We start from the raw sequence: 24854 nt of genomic DNA, 5'->3' as shown, positions 1-24854 counted from the left end.
ATCCTGGGTGAGTCTCGGTTCGCAATTATACGAGTGCTATCTGCCTGCCCGATGTTACAGAGGGGCGTGAACTGACGGCAGACCTTCTTGTTCTGGCGGGCAGTTCACGAAACGCAACTCTTCCGGATAAGGGAAAAAGTCTTCGACATGGCCGTTGCGAATCTTCTCCTGCGCGCCCTGCCAGAAGGTGGTCGACAGCAAATCCTTGTGGTGCTTGATGAACAGCTTGCGCACCAGCGGCATGCTGAGCAGGAAGGTGGCGAATTCTTCCGGGAACACATCGTTGCGTGCCACGCCGTACCAGACCTCGCCGGACATCTCGGTTTCAAAGTCCGGCGCCGGCGGGATTTTGCGGAAGTTGATGTCGGTCATGTATTCGATTTCGTCGTAATCGTAAAACACGACGCGGCCGTAGCGCGTGATGCCGAAGTTCTTCCACAGCATGTCGCCGGGGAAAATGTTGGCTTGCGCCAGTTCGCGGATCGCGCTGCCGTATTCCTTGATCGCGTGCTCCATGCCTGGCAGGTTGTTCGCCCTGTTCATCCGCTCCAGGTGGATATTCAGCGGCTCCATGCGGCGCTCGATGTACAGGTGCTTGATGATCAACTGCTCGCCGTCGATCTCGTAGCATGATGGGGCGAGGCGTTCCAGCTCTTCCATGACCTCGGCGCTGAAGCGGGCCAGCGGGAACATCACGTTGGAAAACTCCAGCGTATCGGCCATGCGGCCGACGCGGTCGACCTGCTTGACCATCATGAATTTCTTTTTGACGGTAGCGCGGTCCATGTCCTTGGAACTGCCGAACACGTCCTTGATGATCTTGAACACGTAGGGGTAGGAGGGCAGCGTGAATACCAGCATGACCAAGCCGCGAATGCCGGGTGCCATGATGAACTTGTCCTGCGAGTGATGCAGGTGATAGATGAAATCGCGGAAGAACATCGTCTTTCCCTGCTTGCCCAGCCCGAGCATGATGTAAATCTCGGAGCGCGGCTTGTTCGGCATGATGGCGCGCAGGAACTGGACGTAGCTGGACGGCACTTCCATGTCGACCATGAAATAGGCGCGCGACAGTGAAAACAGCAGGCCGATCCGCCAGGCATCGAGCAGCACGGTATCGAGGAAGAGCTTGCCATCCTGGTCATGCAGTACCGGAATGGTGAAGGGATATTCCTGTGCCCCGTTGATTGCCTTGCCGATGATGTAGGCGGCCTTGTTGCGATAGAAGGCCGAGCCGAGGACCTGGATCTGGAAATTGTCCTCGCGGCGCGGCATTTCCTGCAGATAGTGACGAATCGCCTGATACACGTAATTCACGTCGCGTTCGAGATCGGCAAACGGGCGCTGCCAGTTGAAATCCCGGACGATTTCGCGGATTGCCCCGCGCAGGCCTTTGATATCGGCGTAGTAACTGCGGTAGGTGGGGGCTTCGTCGCCTTCCAGGTTTTCCGTGGAAATGGTCGGGCGGACGAAAATGAAATCGTTGTGGAAATAAGTCCGGTGCAGAATCTTGGTCGTTACCGAATTGAAGAAGGTTTCGGCCAGTTCCGGCTGCTTGTGATTGAGCAACAGGCCGATGTAGAGCAACTTGATCTGTTGCCAGGTCGCATCGTCCAGGTTTTCGCCATCGAATTCCCCGCGCAGGCGTTCGACGCATTCATCGACCCGGTCGTCGTAGAAACGGATGCGTTCACTGACTGCACGGTGTACGTCCTGCCAGTCGCCTTTTTCAAAACGTCTCTTGGCCTCCTGGCAGGTCTGGCGAAACAGCGTGTAATGCTTGTTGAAACCCTGAATCAGGGCCAGCGCGATCTGGTGGGCGTTTGCACCATACAGGCCGAGCGAAATCTTCATCGTCATCACTCCCGGGGAAGTCGGTCAGTTTAGCACCCGGAAATCCCCAAAAATGGTGCATTTTTGGCGTAATTCGCACTGTGAAAACCGATTTCACCGTTGACCGATAGCGTGCTGATGCGGATACTCCCGAGGTTGCTGTAAGCACCGCGCAAGGGTGCCGGCGTATCGTCGGCCCGCATATCAAACACCATCACCAAGGGGTTAGCATGTCCGCAGGCAAGTCCAAGATTATCTACACGCTCACCGACGAGGCGCCGTTGCTGGCGACTTGTGCCTTTTTGCCGATCATCCGCACCTTTACGGGGCCGGCCGGCATCGAGATCGAGAAGGCCGATATTTCCGTTTCTGCCCGCGTGCTGGCCGAATTCCCCGAGTGTCTGACGGAAGAACAACGCGTCCCGAATACGCTCGGCGAATTGGGCAAGAAGTGCCTGCAACCCGAGACAAACATTATCAAGCTGCCGAACATCAGCGCCTCCGTTGCTCAGTTGAAGGCTTGCGTCAAGGAACTGCAGGAAAAGGGCTACGCCATTCCCGACTATCCCGAGATGGCCAATACCGACGAAGAAAAGGCCCTCAAGGCCCGCTTCGGCAAGTGCCTCGGCTCCGCCGTCAATCCGGTGCTGCGCGAAGGCAACTCCGATCGCCGCGCGCCGATGGCTGTCAAGAATTACGCCAAGAAGCGTCCGCACTCGATGGGCGAATGGAAACAGTGGTCGCAGACTCACGTTTCGCACATGAATCATGGCGACTTCTACCATGGCGAAAAGTCGCTGACCCTGGACAAACCGCGCGAAGTGCGCATGGAGCTGATCGCCAAAGGCGGCAAGACCACTGTGCTGAAGCCGAAGCTGTCGCTGCTCGAAGGCGAAATCATCGACTCGATGTTCATGAGCAAGAAGGCGCTGTGCGATTTTTACGAGCAAACGCTGGAAGATTGCCGCCAGTCCGGCATCCTGTACTCGCTGCACGTCAAGGCGACGATGATGAAGGTCTCGCACCCGATCGTTTTCGGCCATTGCGTCAAGATCTACTACAAGGAAGCCTTCGAGAAGCACGGCAAGACCTTCGACGAGCTGGGCATCAACGTCAATAACGGTATGGTCGATCTGTACGAGAAGATCAAGACCCTGCCGGAATCCAAGCGCGACGAAATCATCCGTGACCTGCACGCCTGTCAGGAACACCGTCCGCGTCTGGCCATGGTCGACTCGGCCAAGGGCATCACCAATTTCCATTCGCCGAACGACATCATCGTCGACGCTTCCATGCCGGCCATGATCCGTCAGGGCGGCAAGATGTGGGGTGCCGACGGCAAGCAGTACGACAGCAAGTGCGTCATGCCGGAATCGACCTTTGCCCGCATCTATCAGGAGATGATCAACTTCGTCAAATGGCATGGCAACTTCGATCCGAAGACCATGGGCACCGTCCCGAACGTCGGTCTGATGGCTCAGCAGGCCGAAGAATACGGCTCACACGACAAGACTTTCGAAATCGCCGAAGACGGCATCGCCAACATCGTCGACAACAACAGCGGTGAAGTGCTGCTGACACAAAACGTCGAAGCCGGCGACATCTGGCGCATGTGTCAGGTCAAGGACGCGCCGATCCGCGACTGGGTCAAGCTGGCCGTCACCCGCGCTCGCAATTCCGGCATGCCGGCCGTGTTCTGGCTCGACGCCTATCGTCCGCACGAAAACGAGCTGATCAAGAAGGTCCAGAAGTATCTCAAGGATCACGACACCAGCGGTCTCGACATTCAGATCATGTCGCAAGTGCGCGCCATGCGCTTCACGCTGGAGCGCGTCGCCCGTGGCCTGGACACCATTTCGGTGACCGGCAACATCCTGCGCGATTACCTGACCGACCTGTTCCCGATCATGGAACTCGGCACCTCGGCCAAGATGCTGTCCATCGTGCCGCTGATGAACGGCGGCGGCATGTACGAAACCGGTGCCGGCGGTTCGGCCCCGAAGCACGTGCAGCAGCTGACGCAGGAAAACCACCTGCGCTGGGATTCGCTGGGTGAGTTCCTGGCCCTGGCGGTGTCGCTGGAAGAACTGGGCATCAAGGAAAACAATGCCCGCGCCAAGCTCTTGGCCAAGACGCTCGATGCCGCCACCGGCAAGCTCTTGGACAACAACAAGTCGCCGTCGCCGAAGACCGGTGAGCTGGACAATCGCGGTTCGCAGTTCTACCTCGCCATGTACTGGGCGCAGGAACTGGCCACCCAGAAGGACGATGCCGAACTGGCTGCGCACTTCACCAAGCTGGCCAAGGTTCTGGCCGACAGCGAAGCGCAAATCGTTGCCGAGATGAAGACGGTGCAGGGCAAGCCGGTCGACATCGGTGGTTACTACAAGGCTGATCCGGAGAAGTGCAAGGCCGTGATGCGTCCGAGCCCGACGCTGAACGCCGCACTGAAGGCTGCGCGTATCGCCTGAGCCAGCTGCTGAATCAGGAAGCCCGGCCTCTGCGTGAGCGGAGGGCCGGGTTTTTTTATGCTCATCCAGAGCCTTCTTGGCTGTATGGCTGTCACGCTGACATTCCCATGCAATTTGTTCCATAATTGACCGGGCTGGCCGCCGGGGACGTAAAACCGGACAGGTCAGGGAGTCCAACAGGCTTTCTGCCGCCTGAAAACAAAATCATAGGAGTCGCCATGACATCTCATATCAAGGTTCCGCAGGGTGGTGCGAAAATCGTTCCGGGGCAGCCGACCCCGGATAATCCGATCATTCCTTTCATTGAAGGCGATGGTATCGGCATCGATATCACACCGGTCATGATCAAGGTCATCGATGCTGCGGTCGACAAGGCTTATGGCGGCAAAAGGAAAATTCACTGGATGGAAGTTTATGCCGGGGAAAAATCCACCCAGTTGTATGGTCCGGACGAGTGGTTACCGCAGGAAACCTTCGCCGCCTTGAAGGAATATTCGGTCTCCATCAAGGGGCCGATGACGACACCGGTCGGGGGCGGCATCCGTTCGCTGAATGTGGCCCTGCGCCAGGAGCTGGATCTCTATCAGTGCGTCCGCCCGGTGCAGTATTTCAAGGGCGTGCCGTCGCCGCTGAAACATCCGGAACTGACCAACATGGTCATCTTCCGCGAAAACACCGAAGATATTTACGCCGGGATCGAGTGGTCGGCGCAGTCGGATGGGGCGAAGAAGGTCATCGAATTCCTGCAGAAGGAAATGGGCGTCAAGAAGATTCGTTTCCCGGAAACTTCAGGCATCGGCATCAAGCCGATTTCCATCGAGGGGACGACCCGCCTGGTGCGCGCTGCGCTGAAGTATGTCATCGCCAACGACCGCAAGTCGCTGACCATCGTGCACAAGGGCAACATCATGAAGTTCACGGAAGGCCTGTTCCGCGACACCGCCTACAAGGTGGCCATCGAGGAATTCGGTGCCGAATTGATCGATGGCGGTCCGTGGTGCAAGTTCCGCAATCCGAACAGCGGTCGCGAAGTCATCGTCAAGGATTCCATTGCCGATGCCTTCCTGCAGCAGATCCTGCTGCGTCCGGCCGAGTACGACACCATCGTCACCACCAACCTGAACGGCGACTACATTTCCGACGCGCTGGCGGCGCAGGTCGGCGGCATTGGCATTGCCCCGGGCGCCAACATTTCCGACCAGTACGCCTGTTTCGAAGCGACGCACGGGACCGCGCCGAAGTATGCCGGCCTCGACAAGGTCAATCCCGGCTCGCTGATCCTGTCAGCCGAAATGATGCTGCGCCACCTGGGCTGGAAGGAAGCTGCCAATCTCGTCATCAAGGCGATGGAAGCGGCGATCTGCGACAAGAAAGTGACCTACGATTTTGCCCGCCTGATGGACGGGGCTGATGAGTTGTCATGCTCCGAGTTTGGTGATGCGATGATCGCGCGCATGTAAGCTGCTTGCTGGAAAACTGCCTCATCCAACGGTGAGGTTTTTACGTCGTTAAAGGAGACTCAAATGAAGAAAATCATCTTTTTTGCGCTGGCTCACCTGTTTGCTGCCAGCTTTGCCATTGCCGAGCCCGCGAACTGTGAAGCCCAGGCAGTCAGCAAGGAAGGCAAGCCACTGGCTGGTGCGGCAAAAAATTCCTTCATGAAAAAATGCGAACGCGAACAGCTCGGCCAGCAGTGTGCCAGCAAGGCGCTCGACAAAAATGGCAAGCCGCTGGCTGGTGCTGCCAAGAACTCTTTCATGAAGAAGTGCGAGTCTGGAAAATAAGTGGAACATGAGCGGCCAGTAAGGCGCTTTGGCTGATTTTTCGCGCGATTCCGGCGCAGCGAAGCCCCCATGAGGGGGCTTTCGTGTTTTCGGGAAGTACAATTCCGCCATGACATCAATTGCCAACAATGAAGTTGCCGAGTCCAGCGTGGATAGCGATCCGGATTCCGTCGTCAATGAAGCGCGCCTTTGGCGCAACAACGGCTGGACTGCCCGCGTCATCAAGAATGAAGACGATGAGGGCTGGGCGGTCGAAATGATCAAGGACGGCGAAGCGGAGCCGGCGCTGGTCGGTCCGTGGACCATGGGGCGCGACAAGAAAAACCCGAAGCCGCTCGATGCCTCGGCTTTCCAGGTGCTGGTCAAGACGGCTTCGGAAGTCATCCGGCGTCATGAACATCACCTGCACGCGATGCTGCACAAGAAACTTGCGGTCAACGGGCCGGATGGGCCACTTTCCATCAGTCTCGATATCGAACCGGATGAAGACGACCCTTATGCCGTGCTGGCGGCGACGGACGCCGCGGGGGAGTTGCTCGCACAAGTGCGGGTGCCACCCAATTTCAAGTTCAACGCCGCGACGGTCGAGGCGTGGATTGCCGATGAGTTTCGCCAGCCAGAATAACTGTTGCGAGGGCTTTTCCTTGGGGAAGGGCGCTTCAAGTAGAAAAATGCCGGAAGGGGATTGGACGTGTTGATCAACTGTGTGGCCTATGAAAACGGCTCTCGTCTGACCGAGCTTTCCGTCGAGGAAATCAGCGATTACCTGGAACGGCCGGATTGTTTTGTCTGGGTGGCCTTGCGCGACGCAACGCCTGAAGAGCTGGACAAGATGCAGGAGGAGTTCAAACTCCACGAACTGGCGGTCGAGGATGCGCGGCATGGCCATCAGCGGCCCAAGGTCGAGGAATACGGCGATTCGATTTTCGCCGTCATGCACCTGGTGGAGCCGGATAAGGGTGAAAACGATCAGGGCGAATACAACCTGGGTGAGGTTGATGTATTTGTTGGCCCCAATTACGTGTTGTCGGTCAGAAACAGGAGTCAGCAGGGATTTCTTGGCGTGCGCGAACGTTGCGAACGGGAACCGCATTTGCTGAAACATGGCGCCGGTTTTGTCCTGTATGCCCTGATGGATGCGGTGGTGGATCGTTATTTTCCGATTGTCGACCAACTGGAATCAGCGCTTGAAGCCGTGGAAGAGAGGATTTTCGTCAAAGGTGCGGCGCGGGCCAATATCGAACAACTCTACGCGCTGAAGCGCAAGGTGATGTTGCTCAAGCATGTGGTGGCGCCGCTGATGGAAGTCGCCGGGAAACTCTCCGGCAATCGTGCCCCGGCCATTTGTCTCAGCAGCCGGGATTATTTTCGCGATGTGTACGACCACCTTGTGCGTATCGATGCGTCGATCGATACCATCCGCGACACCATCGGCACGGCCATCCAGGTCAATCTGTCGATGGTCGCCATAGAGGATAGCGAAGTCAGCAAGCGCCTTGCCGCCTGGGCCGGGATTTTCGCCGTCGCTACGGCATTTGCCGGCATCTGGGGCATGAATTTCGCGCATATGCCGGAACTGGATTGGGAGTACGGTTACCCGACTGCCTTGCTGGCGATCAGTACGACCTGTTTTTTCCTCTTCCGGCGTTTCAAGCGTGCCGGCTGGTTGTAGCATTTCAAATTTGCCGCTCATTACCTTGTGAAATCCCGACCCATCGCCGTCTTCGATTCCGGTCTCGGTGGTTTGACCGTCTTGCGTGCCTTGCGCGGTCGACTGCCGCAGGAAGACTTTTTCTATTTTGCCGATACGCGTTTCCTGCCCTATGGCGACAAACCCGAGATTTTCCTCAAGGCGCGTGGTGTGGCGATTGCCGAGGCGCTGGTCAAACGCGGTGCCAAGGCCTTGGTGATTGCCTGCAATACGGCCACGGCGGCGGCGGCTGAGGCGATCCGGGCGGCGGTGGATTTGCCCATCGTCGCGCTGGAACCCGGCGTCAAGCCGGCGGTGAGCCTGACGCGAAGCGGCGTGATCGGTGTGCTGGCGACGACACGGACGTTGGCCAGCGAGCGGTTTCAGCGCCTGGTCGGCAATCATGCCCCTCACTTGCAGGTCATCCCGCAGGCTTGCCCCGGTCTGGCCGAGGCGATTGAAACCGAGGGGCCGGACAGCCCGCCGGTGGCCGTCTTGCTCGATGCCTTCGTGGCGCCGCTGGCGGCGGCTGGTGCGGATGTCGTGGTGCTCGGCTGCACGCATTACCCGTGGGTGGCTGAGGCGATTGCCGCTCGCCTGCCGGCCGGCGTGACTTTGCTCGATACCGGCGAGGCGGTCGCCAGGCAGTTGGAGCGCCTGCTCGCGGCGGGCAATCTGCAGGGCGGCGGAGCGGCCGGTCAGGGAAAACTTGTTGTAGCGACCAGCGGATCGCCGCAGCAGGTCATTGCTACGGTCGACCGCCTGTGGGGGCAGAAATTGCCTGTAGAACATTGGGAGCCTTGAGATGAGTGAAACGCAAAAGCAGAGCGAAACGCCGAAGCCGGGCGATACACAAAAGCAGGGCGCCGCGCAGAAACCCTTGGCCGGCCTGAAGGTGGTCGAACTCGGGACGCTGATTGCCGGGCCGTTCTGCACGCGGATCATGGCCGAGTTCGGTGCCGAGGTGATCAAGGTCGAGTCGCCCGATGGCGGCGACCCGCTGCGCAAATGGCGCAAGTTGTACGAGGGCACCTCGCTGTGGTGGTACGTGCAGGCGCGCAACAAGAAATCGGTGACTGCCAACCTGAAGCACTCGGAAGGTGTGGCCTTTGTGCGCAAGCTGATCGCCGAGGCCGACATCCTGGTTGAAAACTTCCGGCCCGGCGTGCTGGAAAAGCTTGGTCTTAGCTGGGAAAGCCTGCATGCCGACAATCCGGGGCTGGTCATGGTCCGCCTGTCGGGTTTCGGCCAGAGCGGGCCGTACAAGGATCAACCCGGCTTTGGTGCCGTTGGCGAATCGATGGGCGGTTTGCGTTACATCACCGGCTTTGCCGACCGGCCGCCGGTGCGCACCGGGATTTCCATCGGCGATTCGATTGCCGCGTTGTGGGGCGCCATCGGTGCGCTGATGGCGCTGCGCCACAGGGAAATCAATGGCGGTGCCGGGCAGGTGGTCGATGTGGCGCTTTATGAGGCGGTGTTTGCGATGATGGAGTCGATGGTGCCCGAGTTCGACGTCTTCGGTTTTGTCCGCGAACGCACCGGCAACATCATGCCCGGCATCACGCCGTCGAACACGCACACGACCCGCGATGGCAAGCACGTCACCATCGGCGCGAATGGCGATGCAATCTTCAAGCGTTTCATGCAGGCCATCGGGCGCCCCGATCTCGCCGACGATCCGACGCTGGCCGACAATGCCGGCCGCGACGCCCGGCGCGATGAAATCTATGCCTTGATCGACGGCTGGTGTGCCGAACACGACGAAGCAGAGGTGCTGGCCGTGCTGGCCAAGGCCGAAGTGCCGTCGTCACGCGTTTATTCTGCGGTCGACATGTTCGCCGACCCACAATTCATCGCCCGCCAGATGTTTCAGAGTGCAACGCTACCGGATGGCAAACCGTTTCGGATGCCCGGCATCGTGCCGACCTTGTCGGCCACGCCGGGCGGTACCGAATGGATCGGCCCGGCGTTGGGGGCGCATACCGATGAAGTGCTGGCCGCACTGGGTTATGCAGCAGAACGCATTGCCGAATTGCGCGCCGCCGGAGCTGTCTAGGCTTAAACCTTGAAGCGGCTGATCAGTTGCTTCAGGCTGACGGCAATATCCTGCAGTTGATGCGCTGTGGCCGCCGTGCCGCGGATGGTGTCGGTGGTTTGCTCGACCATGTTGGCGATCTGCTCGACGCGCTGGGCAATCGACGTACTGGCTGAACTTTGCTCCTTGGTTGCATCGGCGACTTCGCCGATGCGCGACAGCGTACGGCGGGCACCTTCCTCTATGGCGCGCAGCGATTCCGAGGCCGAAGCGGCCAGTTCAACGCCTTGTTGCACTTCCGGCAAGGCGGCGTTCATCGCTTCGACGGCACCGACGGTGTCGCTCTGGATACCGACAATCATTTGTTCGATTTCGGTGGTGGCCAGCGAGGTGCGTTCGGCCAGTTTGCGCACTTCGTCGGCAACCACCGCGAAGCCGCGCCCCTGTTCGCCGGCGCGGGCGGCTTCGATGGCGGCATTGAGCGCCAGCAGGTTGGTCTGGCCGGCGATATCCTTGATCACGTTGGCGATGCTGGAAACCTGCCTGGCGCGCTCTTCCAGCGCATGGATGCGGCTTGAGGCATCGGACACCGTATCCGAAATCTGCTGGATGGCCTGCGAGGCCTGATCGACACGGGCCGATCCCTGACCGGAAAGTTCGACGGCGGCAATGGAGTCCTGCGAGGTGTCGCGGGCGCTGTCCGAGATATGGTTCGAGCTGACCGTCAGTTCTTCGATGGCTGCCGCCATGGCGGAGGTGGCGTCCGATTGCTGTTCGGCTGCGCTGGCGACGTCATCCGATGCCAAGGCGATTTTCTCGGCATTGTCGACCAGATGGTTGGCATCCTTGTTGATTTCACCGACCATCTGGCGCAACGAGGTGACCATGCCACCAAGGGCATGCAACAGACTGCCTGGTGCCGCCTGGCTGATGCTGGCTGTCAGGTCGCCGCTCGCAACACGTTCCATGATTTCGGTCGCTTCCTTGGGTTCGCCACCCAGTTGCCGGAGCACACTGCTGCCGACCAGATACCCGAACAGGACGAGAATCGTCAGCAGGACCAAGGAAATCCCGCCGAGCATGACAGCGCTTTTCTTGTATTTCTGGTCGATGTCATCGATGTAGATGCCGGTGCCGATCACCCAGTTCCACGCGCCAAACAGTGTGGCGTAGGAAAGTTTCGGTTCGGCTTTTTCCTGGCCGGCTCTGGGATAGTCGTATTCGACAAAGCCGCCACCGCCTTGTGCCGTGGCAATCAGTTCGCGGACGAGGAATTTCCCGTTGGCGTCCTTCGTTTCGATCCGGTTCTGCCCTTCGGCGGCCGGATTGACGCCCAGCATGATGTAATTGCCGGCGGTATCAATGATGAAGAAATAATCCTTGTCGCCGTAGCGCAAGTCTCGCAGGCTGTCGCGGGCAGCTTTCTGCGCGGCTTCGGTGCTGAGCAGGCCGGATGTCGCCAGTTTATGGTGATGTTCAAGAATCCCCTTGGCAACCTCCACCAGGTTGTGGGTTTTTTCCTTGCGATCTTCGAGCATGCTGCCCTTGAGCTGAAAGAGCGAAATCAGACATAAAACCAGCAAACCGATCAATGTCAGGCCGATCAGTAGTTGAATGCGGGTAGCCACCCGCAGATTGGCTAAAGTGCTCATGCTGAAAATCCCCCTGGAAATTTATTCTCGTCATGCTGCGATGCGATATAAGCATATCAGCGGATAGGAATTTCATGGTTTTCTACATCGATGATTTTTCTACTAATAGTACTTTTGTACTATAGATCATGAGTCTGGCTTGTCGAACCCGGTAAGCGCAGGCTTACCCGCAGGCCTCTTTCCGGTTGATTGGCCGCCTGCAGCGTGCCGCCATGTGCTTCGACGATGCTGCGGCTGAAAAAATAGCCCAACCCAGTGCCCTGCTTGCCCATTGAAGTGCCTGCCCGGTAATAGGCAACACCTAACAGAGCCAATTCAGCTTCGCTCAAGCCAGGGCCTTGGTCGACCACCGTCAACAGCAAATCGTCACCCTCCTGTTGAGCCGTCAGGCTGACCGTGCCCGTATCGCCGCTGTAGCGCAAGGCATTGCCCAGCAAATTGCCGACGGCGATACCAATCAGTCGGGCATCCAGTGCATACTGCAAATCGGGTGGCGTCACGCTTAGCCGCAAGCGTCCTTGCGCTTCTGCACCCTGCGTTTCAATCACATTCGCCAGCATTGGAGCCACCCTTTGCTGCGTAAGTACTGGGGTCAGGCGGTGTTGTTCTACAGCCTCGGATACCAGAAAGCTGTCAACCAGCGAGTCCAGACGACGCACGCTGCTACGAATGCCACTCAGCCGGGCGCCATCGGCCTTGTGCAGATCTGTCAGCTTGAGTTGTAACAGGTTGGCGGCCCGGTCAATGCTTGCCAACGGGTTGCGAAACTCATGCGACAGCATGGCGATGAAGCGCCGTTGTTCGGTCTGGCGCTCCAGCACCAAAGCATTCTGTTGCTGAACGTGCGTCTGATCACGCTGATTTTGGTATAGCCGTACTGCCAAAGCCAGGCTCATTACCCCGATGTGCACCAGCGTTGATGTCTGATAGACGCGGGTACTGAACCAGTCAATGCTTAGCCAGCCACTAAAAGTTGCCCATTGCAGTAAAGCCACCACAACGGAGGTCATGAAGCCAAAAAAATATAAAAGCATGTCCCAGCGACGTTGCTGCCACCACAGCACCGCAGTCAACACCAGGCCAAGCAGACTGAGCAGCGCGCCCATTTTCAGTAGCAGTGGCGCAAATACCAGATAGGCCGGTGTAGTGATGAAGCACAAAGTCAGTGCTGTCATCCAGCCCAGCATCAGGTACATCCGAAACAAACGGGGAAAGTGGACGCGCAAATTCAGCAGGTAGCTGAAGAAAATCGTTGCTGCCAACACCGGAGCCAGTGAGCCCAAGCCTTGAATGGCATTGCTTTGCCAAGGCATTTGGGGATCGAACAAAGTTTGCGAGTAGCCACTGATCAACAGGTGACGCAAACCCTGGCTGGCAACAAAAGCGGCGTAGGCTAACAAAACATGCTCGCCAAGCATAAGACCAAGTGCGCCAAATGCCAGTACAACGACCAATATCACGCCTAATAGAAAGCCTAAAAACAGGCCTTCTTGTGTCTCGTGGCTGGTGAACGTCTGCGGCTCATAGATATGGGCGCTGAAATTCATCATGCTGCTGGAGGTGACGCGCAGCCATACCTTGCGCGGCTGGATATCCGGTAAGGCGAGTGCCAGCACGTTCTGGTGCGAATGCACGGGCCGTTCGGCCATCGGCACATGGTCGCCCAGACGGTAAGGGCCGATGGTGCCATCGGCCTGTTCGATCCAGACCTCGATATTGTCCAGGTAGGGCGCTTCCAATACCAGCAACCAGTTCGTGGGTGCATCCGGCGTGCGGGCCAGGTGCAGGAGATACCAGTGTGCGGCGTTCGTAAAGCCGGCGTTTTCAAAGCCGGGCAAGCGGCTGAAAACCTGGTCACGGGCCTGGGCCAACGAGCTCTGTGCACTGGTATCCACCCACCGGCTCAAGTGGCCCGCCAAACTGGATTGCTGGGTGTCAGCACGCAATAGCAGGGCCGGGGAGGGCTCTTGAAAGGCCCAAGTAGACCCACTTAGCAGCAATAGCCACCCTGCCAGCAAGTGCGCCAGCCACCCGTTTCGCGAGGGTAGTAGCCAGTGCGCTCCTGTTCGTCGGCTCAAGCCTGGTCTACCCGCCCAGTGCCGGCAAAAGTGTAGCCTTGCCCATAACTGGGACGCAGCGGCAGCTCGCGCGCACAACCCGCCAGCACTTTGCGGCGCAAGCGGCTGGCGCTGTTGTCCAGGTTGCGCAGGTTGGAAAGTGTTTCGGGTTTGCCCAAATCGGCCAGCAACTCGCTGCGACTCACCGCCGTACCGGGTTGCTGCATCAATCGGCGCAACATGAGGGTTTCCTGATGTGTCAGCTTGAGTCGCTCACCATTAGGCATGCCGAGCTGCCAACTGGTGAGGTAAATCACCCATTCGTCGCGCCTGGTGTCGGGTAGCGTTTCGATAGTTGCCGTGGGTGGTGCGGGGCGCTGCATGTCTGTGCGCGTACCCAGTCGGCGTAAAACACTGTGACAGGTGGCCTCGATGACTTGTAACGAGGCACCTTTCACTAAATAGGCATCCGCCCCCAGCGCGAGGCCAGCCACACGGTCTTCGTCTGAACAAAAGGCGGTAAGCATCACAATGCCCGGTACTTGCGGCATCGCTTGCAGTTGTTGCGCCAGTTCCAAACCACTGAAGCCTGGCAAACCGATATCAAGCAATACCAATTCAAACGCTTGTCGGGCGTGTGCCGTATTGAAAGCCTCTGCACTATCAAATCCTTGTGCAGCAAACCCACGCCAACCTAAAAACTCCAGCAAGTCTTCGCGCAAGTTGTGTTCGTCCTCAACGACCGCAATACGTGTCCGAACTGGGGGTGGGGAGCATATGGCGGTGGATGTCATCTTTGTCTTTGATATGGGTTGCTGCTTTTGTGTCTGGGCTGGTTCGGGACAGAATTTGACAGCATTGAACAGTATTGAGTGCACGAAGGACGCTGGATTCTGGCGCAAAATCCCGCGTAGTCCAAATCAGTTGTGCCAAATGCTCCCTCAGGAACCGATTACACCGATGTCGCAGCAGCATGAGTTGACCGTGCGCCTGTTGCTGCCCCGGCAAGCGGGTTTGCTGGCCTTCTGGCAGCGCGCCAGAAATGAAGCTGACCAGGAGTTGCTGGTGCGTCAGCCCTTCAAAAGCGGCAAGGCCTATCCGCTCGGGCAATGTCTGGAAATAGCTCAACGGGTATTCGGTATTGTTGAAGGGTGGCTGTGTTCGCCCAGCCCCCTCTTTTCCCCCGCGCTTTCCCCTGCCGAGCAACAGGGTTTGGACGCCCTGCGCGAGTTTTTTGCCGCAGGTGGCTTGCTGCGTCTGGTCTGGGGCGCACTACGCGGGCAATATTTTCAGAACGCCATGCAGCTAGGTTCGCTGTATGTCGATGTCGCCAACGACACGGTGTACCGCGAAAAACCGCCGGTGGAAATTTTGCCCTTTCAGGACTGCGGTCTGCTTGCGATCCGGGATTTTTTTCACTTCGCCGATATCGCTCGTCTCTACTGGGGCGGTGAGTTGTTTCCGAATCATCTCTTCCCGCACCTGGCGCCCTGGTTTCCATGGATTTCGGTGGTTCCTGGAACCGGCGTACAACTGGAAGCTGGCAACGATTACATGATCGCACTGACCCGCCAGGATGGCTTTCGCTCGGCGCAGTGCGTGTTGGAACAATCCTCTGCTCCCGCTGCGTTGACCGCAGTTATTGCCCCGTTTTTCGCCGAAACGACACTGGGTTTCTCCGCCGATGGTCGCGCAGCCGCGCTGGCCGGCTGCGAAACCCTGCGCCAGACGCTACCCGATGATGCACAGCGTGACCGGGTTGTACGAGCCTTTTTGGAAGTCAACGCGCGCTTGTCACGTATAGTGGTCCGGAAGGATCAGCCCGCCGGTGCTCTGCCAGCAGACGCTTCGCTAAAGGTAATATCCCGCCCAAGCCTGAAGAATTGATGCATACACCTCCTTTTAATCTTGGTCATTCAGCGAGTTGATTTGAAAGTTCACGCACTCACCTATTGGCTCACCGGGTTTTCCGGCGCGGGTAAAACCGTGCTGGCCCAAGCCTTGGTTCAGCAGTTGCAGGCCGCAGGGCAAGCGGCTTGTGTGCTTGATGGCGACGAATTGCGCAGCGGCCTTTGTAGTGACTTGGGGTTTTCCGCCGCTGACCGTGAAGAAAACATGCGGCGCACAGCCCATCTGGCTCACCTACTCAACCGTCAGGGCATTCACGTCATCGCCGCCTTGATTTCCCCGACCATCGCAGGCCGGTCTGCCGCGCAGCAAACCATCTCGCCCGAATGCTTCGTTGAAATCCACGTCAGCACGCCGCTCGAAATCTGCCAGCAGCGCGACCCCAAAGGGCTCTACGCTCGGGCGCGGCATGACAGTACGCTGGGACTCACGGGCCTGCAGGCTCCCTATGAAGCGCCAGTGCAACCGGCCTTGCGCATCAACACGCATGAAACCCCGCTGGCCGACGCCGTTCGCCAGATTCTCAGCATTCAATCGCTCAGGCACTCCACGCCATGAAAACAGTTCCCCTGCCCACCCACCTCAGCGCCTGCCCGGCGCAACAATTTGGCCAATTACGATGAGCGGCAATCTCAACGACTGGACAGCAAACGATTTTCAGCGCAGCGGTTTTGACGCTGAAGGGAAGTCGACCGCAGAATTACGCGCCGCCGCCGGCAAACCCGTCCTGACGCCATCCCCCGGTCTTGCTGACTGGTTGGCTGCCAGTGGTGGATCGCTGGCATTTTCCACTTACCAGACTGGCCGCTTGTTTTTTCTCGGCACGAATCCCGACAACAGCCTGTATGCACAGGAACGGGTCGTTGGCACCGCGATGGGTCTGGCTATCGACCGGGACAAATTGTGGGTCGGCAACCGGGAACAAATCTGGCGTTTTTCCAATGCCGGCCCGGACGAGATCGCCGGCCAGCACTATGACGCCATCTACATGCCCCGGCGGGCGTACCTGGTCGGCAACAGCAACACGCACGACGTGTTGGCCGATGTCAATTTTCAAGGGCAGCATTACGAGTTTCTCTACGCCAATACCCAGTTCAGTTGCGTCGCTGCGCCCGACGAGCACTACACCTTCAAACCGGTGTGGGTGCCCGACTTCATCAGTCTGCTGGCGCCGGAAGACCGCTGCCATCTGAACGGTATTTGCGCGGTTGATGGCGAACTGGCCTATGCCACCATTTGTGGACGTTTCGACAGCAAACTGGGCTGGAAAGGCGTCAAGAGCCACGGCGGTTTCGTGGTGGACATGCGCAGCAACGAAGTGGTCTGCGAAGGCCTGTCGATGCCGCATTCGCCACGTTGGCACGACGGCAAGCTGTGGCTGATCAATTCTGGTGAAGCCCAACTCGGCTATGTCGATTTCGACCGCAAACAGTTTGTCCCGGTTGTGCTTTGTCAGGGCTTCGCCCGGGGCATCGCTTTTGTCGGTGAGCATGCGGTGGTCGCCCTGTCGCGTCTGCGTCCGGATAAAAACGGCCTGGTCGGCCAGATCAACCTGGCGCAAAAGCTCGAAGAGCAAGGTTTTTACCAGCGCTGCGGTCTACTGGTCTTTAACCTCAAAAATGGTCGCTTGGACCACTGGCTGACCATCGAAGGCCAAGTCACGGAAACCTACGATGTTGCCTTTCTGCCTGGCATCCGCAAACCCTACACCCCCGGTTTTCGCGAGCCGGAACAGCACCAGTGGCGCATGCATTTACCGCCCGGCCCCTGGCGCTCGGCCCCCAAGCCGCCGCCGGATTTTCCTGGCTGGCAGCCTCAGCGCAAAACCTTGCCCTGACGCGACCTGAAACCAACAAACGCCCCCCACGCTAACCCAAATTTCCCGAAGGCCCACCATGACCGCAACCCAATCCGCCACCCGCGAAGTCGTCATCATCGATGCCGGCGTCAGTGACTGGAAAACCCTGACCGCTGGCATCAGTCCCGATATTCCGGTGATCCTGCTGCCCGCTGGTGGCAATGGATTGGCCGCGCTGGCCGCAGCCCTGGCCGAATATGGTGCGCTCGATGCGCTGCATCTGGTCAGCCACGGCGGCAACGGCTTTCTGCAACTGGGCGACCTGCAACTGGGCGACCTGCAACTGGGCGACCTGCAACTCGACCAGAACAGCCTGCCTGGCGAAGCCGATGCCCTGACCGCCATCGCCAGCCATCTGAGCGCCGACAGCGACCTGCTGCTCTACGGCTGTTCGCTCGCCGGCAGCGCCAGTGGCCAGGCCTTCGTGACCGATTTGTCCACCGCGCTGAACGGCGTCGATATCGCCGCCTCCACCGACCGCACCGGGCCGTTGAGTCTGGGCGGGGATTGGGATCTGGAATTTTCCGTCGGAGAGATCGAAACGGTGCTGCCGTTTACGGTACAGGGGATGGAGGGGATTGATGAGTGCTTAGGGTGTGTAAACGGTGGGAGCACATCTACCAACAATCCGCATGGTTGCACTACGAATCAACATTGGGAGGATCCTCCCCCTCCCTCCGATACCACTCCCCCCTCAGTTTCCTCAATTAACCGTATCGGCACTGCAACAACTAACGCGACCAGTGTGAGTTACACCGTTACCTTTTCAGAATCAGTGAACGGGGTTGATACCACTGACTTTGCCCTGACGGGTTCCGGTACAGCCAATGGCACAATTTCCGGCCTGACTGGCAGTGGAACGACGTACACCGTGACAGTCAGCACCATTTCCGGTAATGGCACGCTGAGACTGGACTTGAATAGTTCGGGTACGGGTATCAAAGACAGTGCAAACAACGCCATTGCCGCGGGCTATACCAGCGGGCAAACCTATACGATAGATACGGCCGCCCCCACCATCAGTTCCATCGCCGTATCCGGTACCCCGGCTGCCGATGCTACAGCCATTGACTACACCGTCACCTTCGCCGAAAGCGTCACGGGGGTGAATAGTGCCGACTTCACACTCAGTACCGTCAGCGGCAGCACCACCGGCACCATCACTGGCGTCACCGGCAGTGGCAACAGCTACACGGTGAGTGTGGGCAGCATTACAGGCACCGGCACCTTGCGCCTGGATTTGAACAACACCAGCACTGGCATTACCGACAGCGCAGGCAATGCGATTTCCGGCGGTTACAGTAGCGGTGCAGTGCATACGGCAAGCTTCGTCAGCAATGCCCCTCCGACGCTTGCCAACCTGAACGGCGATAGCGTCGCCTGGGCGGGGGAAGGTCTGTATGTGAAGCTGGACGCCGCCACAGCCCTGACCGTTGCTGACACTGAATTCGGGGCGCTAAATTCCGGCAATGGGGATTGGAACGGAGCGACCTTGACCATCAGCCGGGTCAAGAGCGGGGGCGCCGCCGACGGGGCGACCAAGGATTTATTTACATTCCTCAGCAATAGCGTATTTGATTTGCAGGCAGACGGCTCAATCGCGTACACAAATTACCCGGAGCAATCAATCGAAGCCGCCCAGGCGGCCGGACAGAATGCGACCGGCGTATTGAACGATATGGTGAACACTGGATGGTTCGCCCGCTGGTCGTACACCTATGCAAGCGGTACGCTGATTGTTCAGTTCGGTACGGCTTCCGGCAATATCGATGTCAACCGCATGCCGACGACAGCCTTGGTGCAATCCGTCTTGCAAAACATCGCCTATCGCAACGACACGCCGTATGGCGACACCACCATCCGCTTCTCGCTGAGCGACGGCAACTCGGCCGCGAACGCTGATGTTACTGTCGCCAGTTCGACCATCTACGCCAATTCAATCACCGACAGCGATAACGAGGGTGACGCCGCCGACGGCTTTTCGCTGCGCGAAGCCTTGGCGCGCTCGGTCAGTCAGGCCGGCGCCGACACCATCAAGGTGGTGCTGACCGACAACTCCACCTATACGCTGATGAGCGGAGCGACGGCAGGGGCGGGCGACTCGCTCAATCTTGACAGTGCCAACGGGCTGACCATTGCCGGCAGCACCCTCACGCTGAACGGGGCGCTAACCGTCACCAACACCACAGGTGAAACGGCGAGCATTTCCAGCACCCTCGCCGGCTCGGGCGCCCTGAGCAAAATGGGGGCTGGCAGTCTGACGCTGTCAGGCGCCAACACCTACACCGGCTCGACCACGATCAATGCCGGCACCCTGATTGCCAGTGGCGGTGCAGCGATTGCTGACACCAGTGCCGTAACGGTGGTTACCGGCGCGACGTTAAGCCTTGCCAATAATGAAACCATCGGCTCGCTGGCCGGGGCTGGCGATGTGGTGTTGGGCAGCTACATCCTGACAGCAGGCGGCAACGGCGCGACCACCGCCCATACTGGCATCATCAGCGGGGCGGGCGGCCTGACCAAGACCGGGGTGGGAGCCCTTACCTTGTCAGGGGCCAACAGCTACGACGGAGCCGTCAACCTGAACTCCGGCGTGCTGATCGTCGGCCATAATACGGCATTGGGTTCCACGACAGCGGGAACGACCATTGCCAGTGGTACCACACTGCGCATCCTCGATGGCTTAAACGTGGCGGAAAACCTGAGCATAAGCGGCATCGGGGTCAACGCTGCTTATGGCGCAGTCAAGGTTAACACCGGTAGCGCCACCCTTTCCGGAAACGTTACCCTGGCTGCTGACGCGGCTATCGGTGCCTATGTCAACACCGACATGCTGACGATTTCCGGGGTGATTTCCGGCGACTTCGCCCTGAGCAAGGTGGGGGATGGCACGCTGGCTTTGTCGGGCAACAACACCTACACCGGTGCTACGACGATTTCCTCCGGCACGTTGGTCGCCGGCCACAACTCGGCACTGGGAACCTCTGCCGGCACAACTACTGTTGCCAGCGGTGCCGCACTGGCCCTGGCCGACGGTGTAAACGTGGCAGAAAATATCAATGTGGCCGGCGCAGGCATTTCCAGTACCGGCGCGCTGCGGCTCGATAGCGGCACGGCCACCCTCAGCGGCGCGCTGGCCATGACTGGCAACAGCATGATTGGCGTTGGTACTGGCGCCGGCCTGACCTTGAGCGGCGCAATCAGTGGTGGTTTCAATTTGACCAAGGTCAGTGCTGGCACCCTGACGCTCTCCGGCACCAACAACAGCCAGAATTGGGCCACCCAAATTAATGCCGGAACACTCAGCATTGCCGGAAGCAGTAATCTGGCGACAGGTGCGCTCACGTTGGGCAGCGGCTCAACGCTGCAATTGACCAGTACCACCTCGACGCTAGCCAACACGGTGACACTGACCGGCAATGCGACGATTCAGACCGACGCCAGACTCACCCTCAGTGGCACGGTATCGGGCGGTTTTACGCTGACCAAAACCGGGACGCAAGATCTGACGCTATCGGGGACCAACAACGGTTCGGCCTTGGCTACCGAGGTAATGGCGGGCAACCTCGTCATCTCGTCAGACGCGAATCTCGGCACCGGGACGTTGACGTTGGACGGCGGCACGCTTTATCTCCAAAGCGCGTCTAGTCCCATCGCCCACGGCGTCACTCTGGGCGCCAGCGGTGGCACGATCACGGCGGCGGGGTTGGACGCGACGGTCTCGGGCGTAATCACAGGTAGCGGCGCCCTGAGCAAGATTGGCGGCAAGGTGTTGACCTTGTCGGGGAACAATGATTTTTCCGGTGGGCTCACCATCGCCGGCAGCGCCGGTAATGCCACTTCCGAAGATACCACCGATGATTTCAATGTCATCGTGGCCGACGGGTCGAATTTGGGAACCGGGGCGGTGACCTTAACCAAGGGTCTGAAGATCACCGGTTCAGATGTGTCGATTAGCAACGCCTTCACACTGAATGGCGGCATCATCTCGAACGCCAACACGGTGACGTTGGGAGGCATCATCTCCGGTTCGGGCGCCATGGAGAAGGTGGATATCGGCAACCTTCAATTGACGGGAGCGAATACCTACACAGGCACGATCACGGTATCGGCGGGCACGCTGACAGGCCTCACCACCAGTCTGGTGGGCGACATCACCAACAACGCGGCTGTGGTGTTCAACCAGAACACGACCGGGACCTATGCCGCGGCAATCAGCGGCACGGGCGCCGTGACCAAATCCGGCAGCGGTGCGGTGACCTTCAGCGGAGCCAACACTTACACCGGGGCGACCACGATCTCCGCCGGCACGCTCAGCCTGTCAGGCACTGCGGCCATCGCCGATACCAGCGCAGTCACGGTGGCTTCCGGGGCGACTATGTCGCTGATCGGCGGTAACGAAACCATCGGCTCGCTGGCCGGCGCTGGCGCCGTCTCCTTGAGCTATAGGCTGATAGCGGGCGGCGACAACAGCAGCACCACCTTCTCGGGCGCGATCTCGTCCACCAACACCAGCGGCATCACCAAGAGTGGAACCGGCACGCTGACGCTCACAGGCACCAATACCTACACCGGGGCGACCACCGTCTCGGCGGGCGAGTTGCGGCTTGTCAACGGGTCAGGCACGGTCATTGCCGACAGCAGCGCGGTAACGGTAGCCTCTGGGGCGACCTTGAAGGTATACAACGACGAGACGCTCGGCTCGATAGCAGGTGCCGGTTCGCTTAACGTGAACAACGGCATCCTGACTGTCGGCGGTGACAATACCTCAACCACCTTCAGTGGTGTCATAAGCAATACCATTACTGGCAACCTGGTCAAAACCGGCTCCGGTACCTGGACGCTCTCTGGCACCAATACCTACACCGGTACGACAACGGTCTCAGCAGGGAGCTTGCTGGTTAATGGCACGAATAGCGGTACGGGCAGTTTCAGCGTAGGGGCCGCCGGCACGCTTGGCGGTACAGGCAGCATTGCTGGCAGCGTCGCGCTTTCCAGCGGTGCCACGCTGAGTGCGGGTAGCGTCACTGCTGCCGACGACTTGGCCACCGGTGCGCTGACGCTGGTTGCCGGTAGCGTTCTCTCAGCCCAGATCGGCGGAACAAGCGCTGGTACGGAATATGACCAGATCAACGTTACCGGCAGTGTCGACCTCACTGGCGCCACGCTTGATCTGTCGCTGGTCAATAGCTTTTCTCCCGGCGGCGGCACTTTTACGCTGATCGCAAACGATGCAAGCGATGCCATCGTCGGCACATTCGACACTGTGAAAATAGGCGGGTCGACCGTTACTGTCACGAACGGTCAATTTGTCCATAGTGGACAGGTCTACCAGATCAGTTACAACGGTGGCACAGGCAATGATCTGGTTCTGACTGTCAATGTCACGCCAGTCATCATGAGCAACGGAGGCGGTGCAACGGCCAGTATCAACGTAGCCGAAAACAGCACGGCGGTGACGACGCTGACCGCGACCGATGCCGACAGCGATACCGTGACCTATTCGATCAGCGGCGGTGCCGATCAAGCCAGATTCGCCCTGAATGCTGGCGTACTCAGCTTTGCCAGTGCGCCCAATTTCGAGTCGCCAACCGATGCGGATAGCAACAATACCTATGTGGTCGACGTCACTGCCAGCGACGGCAGAGGTGGTACGGATGTGCAGACGATTACCGTAACAGTGACCGATGTTAATGAAACGCCGCCCGCATCGACTCCGCTACCAACCGAGGCGCCTTCAACTACGACAACGATCGATGGTGTCGCAGTCAGCAGCAATACGAACACTGGTACGAACACCGTTACTGACCCGGTTACCGGGCAGACACAGACCATTGCCACGACCACAGTGACCACGACAATTCCCATCGTGCCGGGGTCGCGCGTCAATACGGATACGACAACACCTTTGGCCGACATTCCGCTGGGGGGTAATGCTTCGGGGGGCGTCCCGGTCACGCTTGGTTTGCCCGTCGGCGTTGGTTTGCAGGCTTCGACCACATTTGCCAGTGCCGGCTCGGGGAGCGGCGCTACAGGTGGTTTCGGCGGAGGCTTCGGCGGAGGTTTGATCCAGGCGATTCAGAACAACAGCTCACAGGGTGCAGGCCGCGACAGCATGACCGGCATTGCCAACAGCTTCTCGCAGGGCTTGCCGTCTGGTACCAACTTGGTTGTGAACACGATTACCCCAAGTGTGGCGCCTGGGAGTGGTCAGCCAAACCAAGCCATCATTGTCAGTGCGCCGCAACACCAGAACAGCGGCCAGGCAATCGGTCTGGTAATCAATGCCAGCAATCTCCCCGCTAACACCAACATTCAGTTGCAGAACGTGGACTTTGCCGCGGTTGTCGGTTCTGTGCGTCTCACGGGCGGAGAGGGCAGTCAGGTAGTCACGGGCGACGGTGCCAGTCAGTACATGGTGCTCGGCGCCGATGATGACATCCTGCATGGCGGCGGTGGCGACGATACTGTCGGCTCCAGAGGGGGTAACGATCAACTGTTTGGCGATGCCGGCAACGATTTCGTCGTTGGCGGTAGCGGCGACGATACGCTGGAAGGGGGCGACGGCAACGATGTCCTGCAAGGTGGTGGCGGCGATGCCGGCAACTGGACTTTTGCGGTTGGCAGCCAGGGGCAGATGCATTTGCACTATGCCGCCAATGACGTGACGCTGGCGGCCATCGACCAGGCGGATCTGGTGCTGGCAGCGCCGTTGGCTCAAGGGCAACTGGATCAGCGTGTCCCGCTGGTCGATCAGGACTTCACCCGGCTGACCGATATTGCGCTCCTGTATCACGCCGTTACGGGCAACCGGCCGGATGCGGCGGGGCTGGCTGGGTTGGCGCGCAGTGATTTGAGCTTGGCGGACATCGCCCTGCTTGCCAACAACCATTACCAAGCCCAGCATTACCAAGCTCAGGTTGACATTCAGCCGCAGGCGCTGGAAGTGCAGGTGCGGGCATTGATCGAACAGGTCTGGGGTAGCGCAACGACCGAAATGGTCCAGATCGGTGTCAATTACATGACTCAGGGGGGGAGTTGGACCGACGCGCTGCTTTACCTCGCGCGTCAGGAACAAGGCCGGGCGGGATTGCAGAATGAGGCCGGCCTGTTGCAATTGACGACGCCGCTGGTGCTGGGTGAATTGGGTTGGGGGGCGGATTCCGGGAATGACCGGCTGTTCGGTGGTGCGGGTAATGATTTGTTGATCGGGGGCAGCGGGAATAATCTGCTGGATGGCGGTGAAGGGATCGACCTGGCTTCCTTTGTCGGCACACAGCAGGATTATCAAGTGGGTCTCCGGGAAACGACACCCGGTACGCTGGATCTGGTGATCCGCAATAGCCACAGCGGTGACGAGAGCATCCTGCGCAATGTGGAATTGGCGCGGATCGGCGATGCGATCTACCAGGCTCAGTCAGCGCAGCCAACGCTGGCGCTCGGTGAGTTCAAGGCGCTGGTTGACTTCCTGCAGGTCGTCGGCGTGGCGGAACTGCAGGCCATGGGCGTCCCGGCCAACTGGCTCTGATCGATCCTGGATGCCGGCGGTCTGTGTGGAACGGG

The 24854-nt window shown here is 59.1% G+C and carries 16 protein-coding genes; 11 read left to right on the top strand and 5 right to left on the bottom strand.

Features of this window, described 5'->3' with window-relative positions; translation table 11 throughout:
• Positions 1–54: 54 nt before the first annotated feature.
• Positions 55–1854, bottom strand: coding sequence for a bifunctional isocitrate dehydrogenase kinase/phosphatase (gene aceK / locus RCI20_RS08560; protein WP_306604364.1), 1800 nt, complete (start codon positions 1852–1854; stop codon positions 55–57).
• Between the two features lie 29 nt (positions 1855–1883).
• Positions 1884–2036 (bottom strand): hypothetical protein, encoded by a 153-nt coding sequence (locus RCI20_RS08555; RefSeq protein ID WP_306604363.1) that lies wholly within the window; start codon positions 2034–2036, stop codon positions 1884–1886.
• A 27-nt stretch (positions 2037–2063) separates the two neighbouring features.
• Here RCI20_RS08555 and RCI20_RS08550 point away from each other — a divergent pair, with 27 nt between their 5' ends.
• The 7 genes from RCI20_RS08550 to RCI20_RS08520 all read left to right on the top strand — a co-directional run bounded on the left by RCI20_RS08550 (position 2064) and on the right by RCI20_RS08520 (position 9837).
• Positions 2064–4304: an NADP-dependent isocitrate dehydrogenase gene (locus RCI20_RS08550; protein ID WP_306604362.1), complete on the top strand. Its 2241-nt coding sequence runs from the start codon at positions 2064–2066 to the stop codon at positions 4302–4304.
• A gap of 218 nt (positions 4305–4522) precedes the next feature.
• Positions 4523–5764: an NADP-dependent isocitrate dehydrogenase gene (gene icd / locus RCI20_RS08545; RefSeq protein ID WP_306604360.1), complete on the top strand. Its 1242-nt coding sequence runs from the start codon at positions 4523–4525 to the stop codon at positions 5762–5764.
• Between the two features lie 63 nt (positions 5765–5827).
• The gene (locus RCI20_RS08540; RefSeq protein ID WP_306604357.1) at positions 5828–6088 is read left to right on the top strand and encodes a hypothetical protein; all 261 of its coding nucleotides are present in this window, start codon (positions 5828–5830) and stop codon (positions 6086–6088) included.
• Between the two features lie 109 nt (positions 6089–6197).
• Positions 6198–6713 carry a hypothetical protein gene (locus RCI20_RS08535; RefSeq protein WP_306604355.1) on the top strand — a complete coding sequence of 172 codons (516 nt, stop codon included), beginning with the start codon at positions 6198–6200 and terminating at the stop codon, positions 6711–6713.
• A gap of 66 nt (positions 6714–6779) precedes the next feature.
• Positions 6780–7760, top strand: coding sequence for a magnesium and cobalt transport protein CorA (locus RCI20_RS08530; protein ID WP_306604353.1), 981 nt, complete (start codon positions 6780–6782; stop codon positions 7758–7760).
• 27 nt (positions 7761–7787) lie between these two features.
• The gene (murI, locus tag RCI20_RS08525; RefSeq protein WP_306604352.1) at positions 7788–8582 is read left to right on the top strand and encodes a glutamate racemase; all 795 of its coding nucleotides are present in this window, start codon (positions 7788–7790) and stop codon (positions 8580–8582) included.
• A gap of 1 nt (position 8583) precedes the next feature.
• Positions 8584–9837, top strand: a complete 1254-nt coding sequence (locus RCI20_RS08520) for a CaiB/BaiF CoA-transferase family protein (RefSeq protein WP_306604351.1) — start codon at positions 8584–8586, stop codon at positions 9835–9837.
• 2 nt (positions 9838–9839) lie between these two features.
• On the opposite strand, the gene RCI20_RS08515 is transcribed toward RCI20_RS08520, so the two are convergent.
• The 3 genes from RCI20_RS08515 to RCI20_RS08505 form a co-directional block, all read right to left on the bottom strand.
• A complete protein-coding gene (locus RCI20_RS08515) occupies positions 9840–11468 on the bottom strand; it encodes a methyl-accepting chemotaxis protein (RefSeq protein ID WP_306604349.1) in 1629 nt (542 codons plus the stop codon).
• 119 nt (positions 11469–11587) lie between these two features.
• Entirely contained in the window at positions 11588–13375 is a 1788-nt protein-coding gene (locus RCI20_RS08510) for a sensor histidine kinase (protein WP_306604348.1), read from the bottom strand.
• Positions 13376–13542: 167 nt separating this feature from the next.
• A complete protein-coding gene (locus tag RCI20_RS08505; RefSeq protein WP_306604347.1) occupies positions 13543–14319 on the bottom strand; it encodes a response regulator transcription factor in 777 nt (258 codons plus the stop codon).
• Positions 14320–14485: 166 nt separating this feature from the next.
• Between RCI20_RS08505 and RCI20_RS08500 the strand changes: the two genes are divergently transcribed.
• The 4 genes from RCI20_RS08500 to RCI20_RS08485 all read left to right on the top strand — a co-directional run bounded on the left by RCI20_RS08500 (position 14486) and on the right by RCI20_RS08485 (position 24819).
• Positions 14486–15412 carry a hypothetical protein gene (locus RCI20_RS08500; protein ID WP_306604346.1) on the top strand — a complete coding sequence of 309 codons (927 nt, stop codon included), beginning with the start codon at positions 14486–14488 and terminating at the stop codon, positions 15410–15412.
• A 42-nt stretch (positions 15413–15454) separates the two neighbouring features.
• Positions 15455–15991, top strand: a complete 537-nt coding sequence (gene cysC / locus RCI20_RS08495; protein WP_306604345.1) for an adenylyl-sulfate kinase — start codon at positions 15455–15457, stop codon at positions 15989–15991.
• A 61-nt stretch (positions 15992–16052) separates the two neighbouring features.
• Positions 16053–17270 (top strand): TIGR03032 family protein, encoded by a 1218-nt coding sequence (locus tag RCI20_RS08490; protein WP_306604344.1) that lies wholly within the window; start codon positions 16053–16055, stop codon positions 17268–17270.
• Between the two features lie 58 nt (positions 17271–17328).
• The gene (locus RCI20_RS08485; RefSeq protein WP_306604342.1) at positions 17329–24819 is read left to right on the top strand and encodes an autotransporter-associated beta strand repeat-containing protein; all 7491 of its coding nucleotides are present in this window, start codon (positions 17329–17331) and stop codon (positions 24817–24819) included.
• Positions 24820–24854: the final 35 nt, after the last annotated feature.

It is taken from the genome of Azonexus sp. (assembly GCF_030824335.1).
GTDB lineage: Bacteria > Pseudomonadota > Gammaproteobacteria > Burkholderiales > Rhodocyclaceae > Azonexus.
This window is presented reverse-complemented; position numbering and strand designations above follow the sequence as displayed.

What these genes read in the sequence shown, in the direction of transcription:
- RCI20_RS08505 (WP_306604347.1), bottom strand. Translation starts at nt 14,319, where the DNA reads ATGACATCCACCGCCATATGCTCCCCACCCCCAGTTCGGACACGTATT.
- RCI20_RS08550 (WP_306604362.1), top strand. Translation starts at nt 2,064, where the DNA reads ATGTCCGCAGGCAAGTCCAAGATTATCTACACGCTCACCGACGAGGCG.
- aceK (WP_306604364.1), bottom strand. Translation starts at nt 1,854, where the DNA reads ATGAAGATTTCGCTCGGCCTGTATGGTGCAAACGCCCACCAGATCGCG.
- icd (WP_306604360.1), top strand. Translation starts at nt 4,523, where the DNA reads ATGACATCTCATATCAAGGTTCCGCAGGGTGGTGCGAAAATCGTTCCG.
- RCI20_RS08540 (WP_306604357.1), top strand. Translation starts at nt 5,828, where the DNA reads ATGAAGAAAATCATCTTTTTTGCGCTGGCTCACCTGTTTGCTGCCAGC.
- RCI20_RS08555 (WP_306604363.1), bottom strand. Translation starts at nt 2,036, where the DNA reads ATGCGGGCCGACGATACGCCGGCACCCTTGCGCGGTGCTTACAGCAAC.
- RCI20_RS08535 (WP_306604355.1), top strand. Translation starts at nt 6,198, where the DNA reads ATGACATCAATTGCCAACAATGAAGTTGCCGAGTCCAGCGTGGATAGC.
- RCI20_RS08485 (WP_306604342.1), top strand. Translation starts at nt 17,329, where the DNA reads ATGACCGCAACCCAATCCGCCACCCGCGAAGTCGTCATCATCGATGCC.
- RCI20_RS08490 (WP_306604344.1), top strand. Translation starts at nt 16,053, where the DNA reads ATGAGCGGCAATCTCAACGACTGGACAGCAAACGATTTTCAGCGCAGC.
- RCI20_RS08520 (WP_306604351.1), top strand. Translation starts at nt 8,584, where the DNA reads ATGAGTGAAACGCAAAAGCAGAGCGAAACGCCGAAGCCGGGCGATACA.
- RCI20_RS08515 (WP_306604349.1), bottom strand. Translation starts at nt 11,468, where the DNA reads ATGAGCACTTTAGCCAATCTGCGGGTGGCTACCCGCATTCAACTACTG.
- RCI20_RS08500 (WP_306604346.1), top strand. Translation starts at nt 14,486, where the DNA reads ATGTCGCAGCAGCATGAGTTGACCGTGCGCCTGTTGCTGCCCCGGCAA.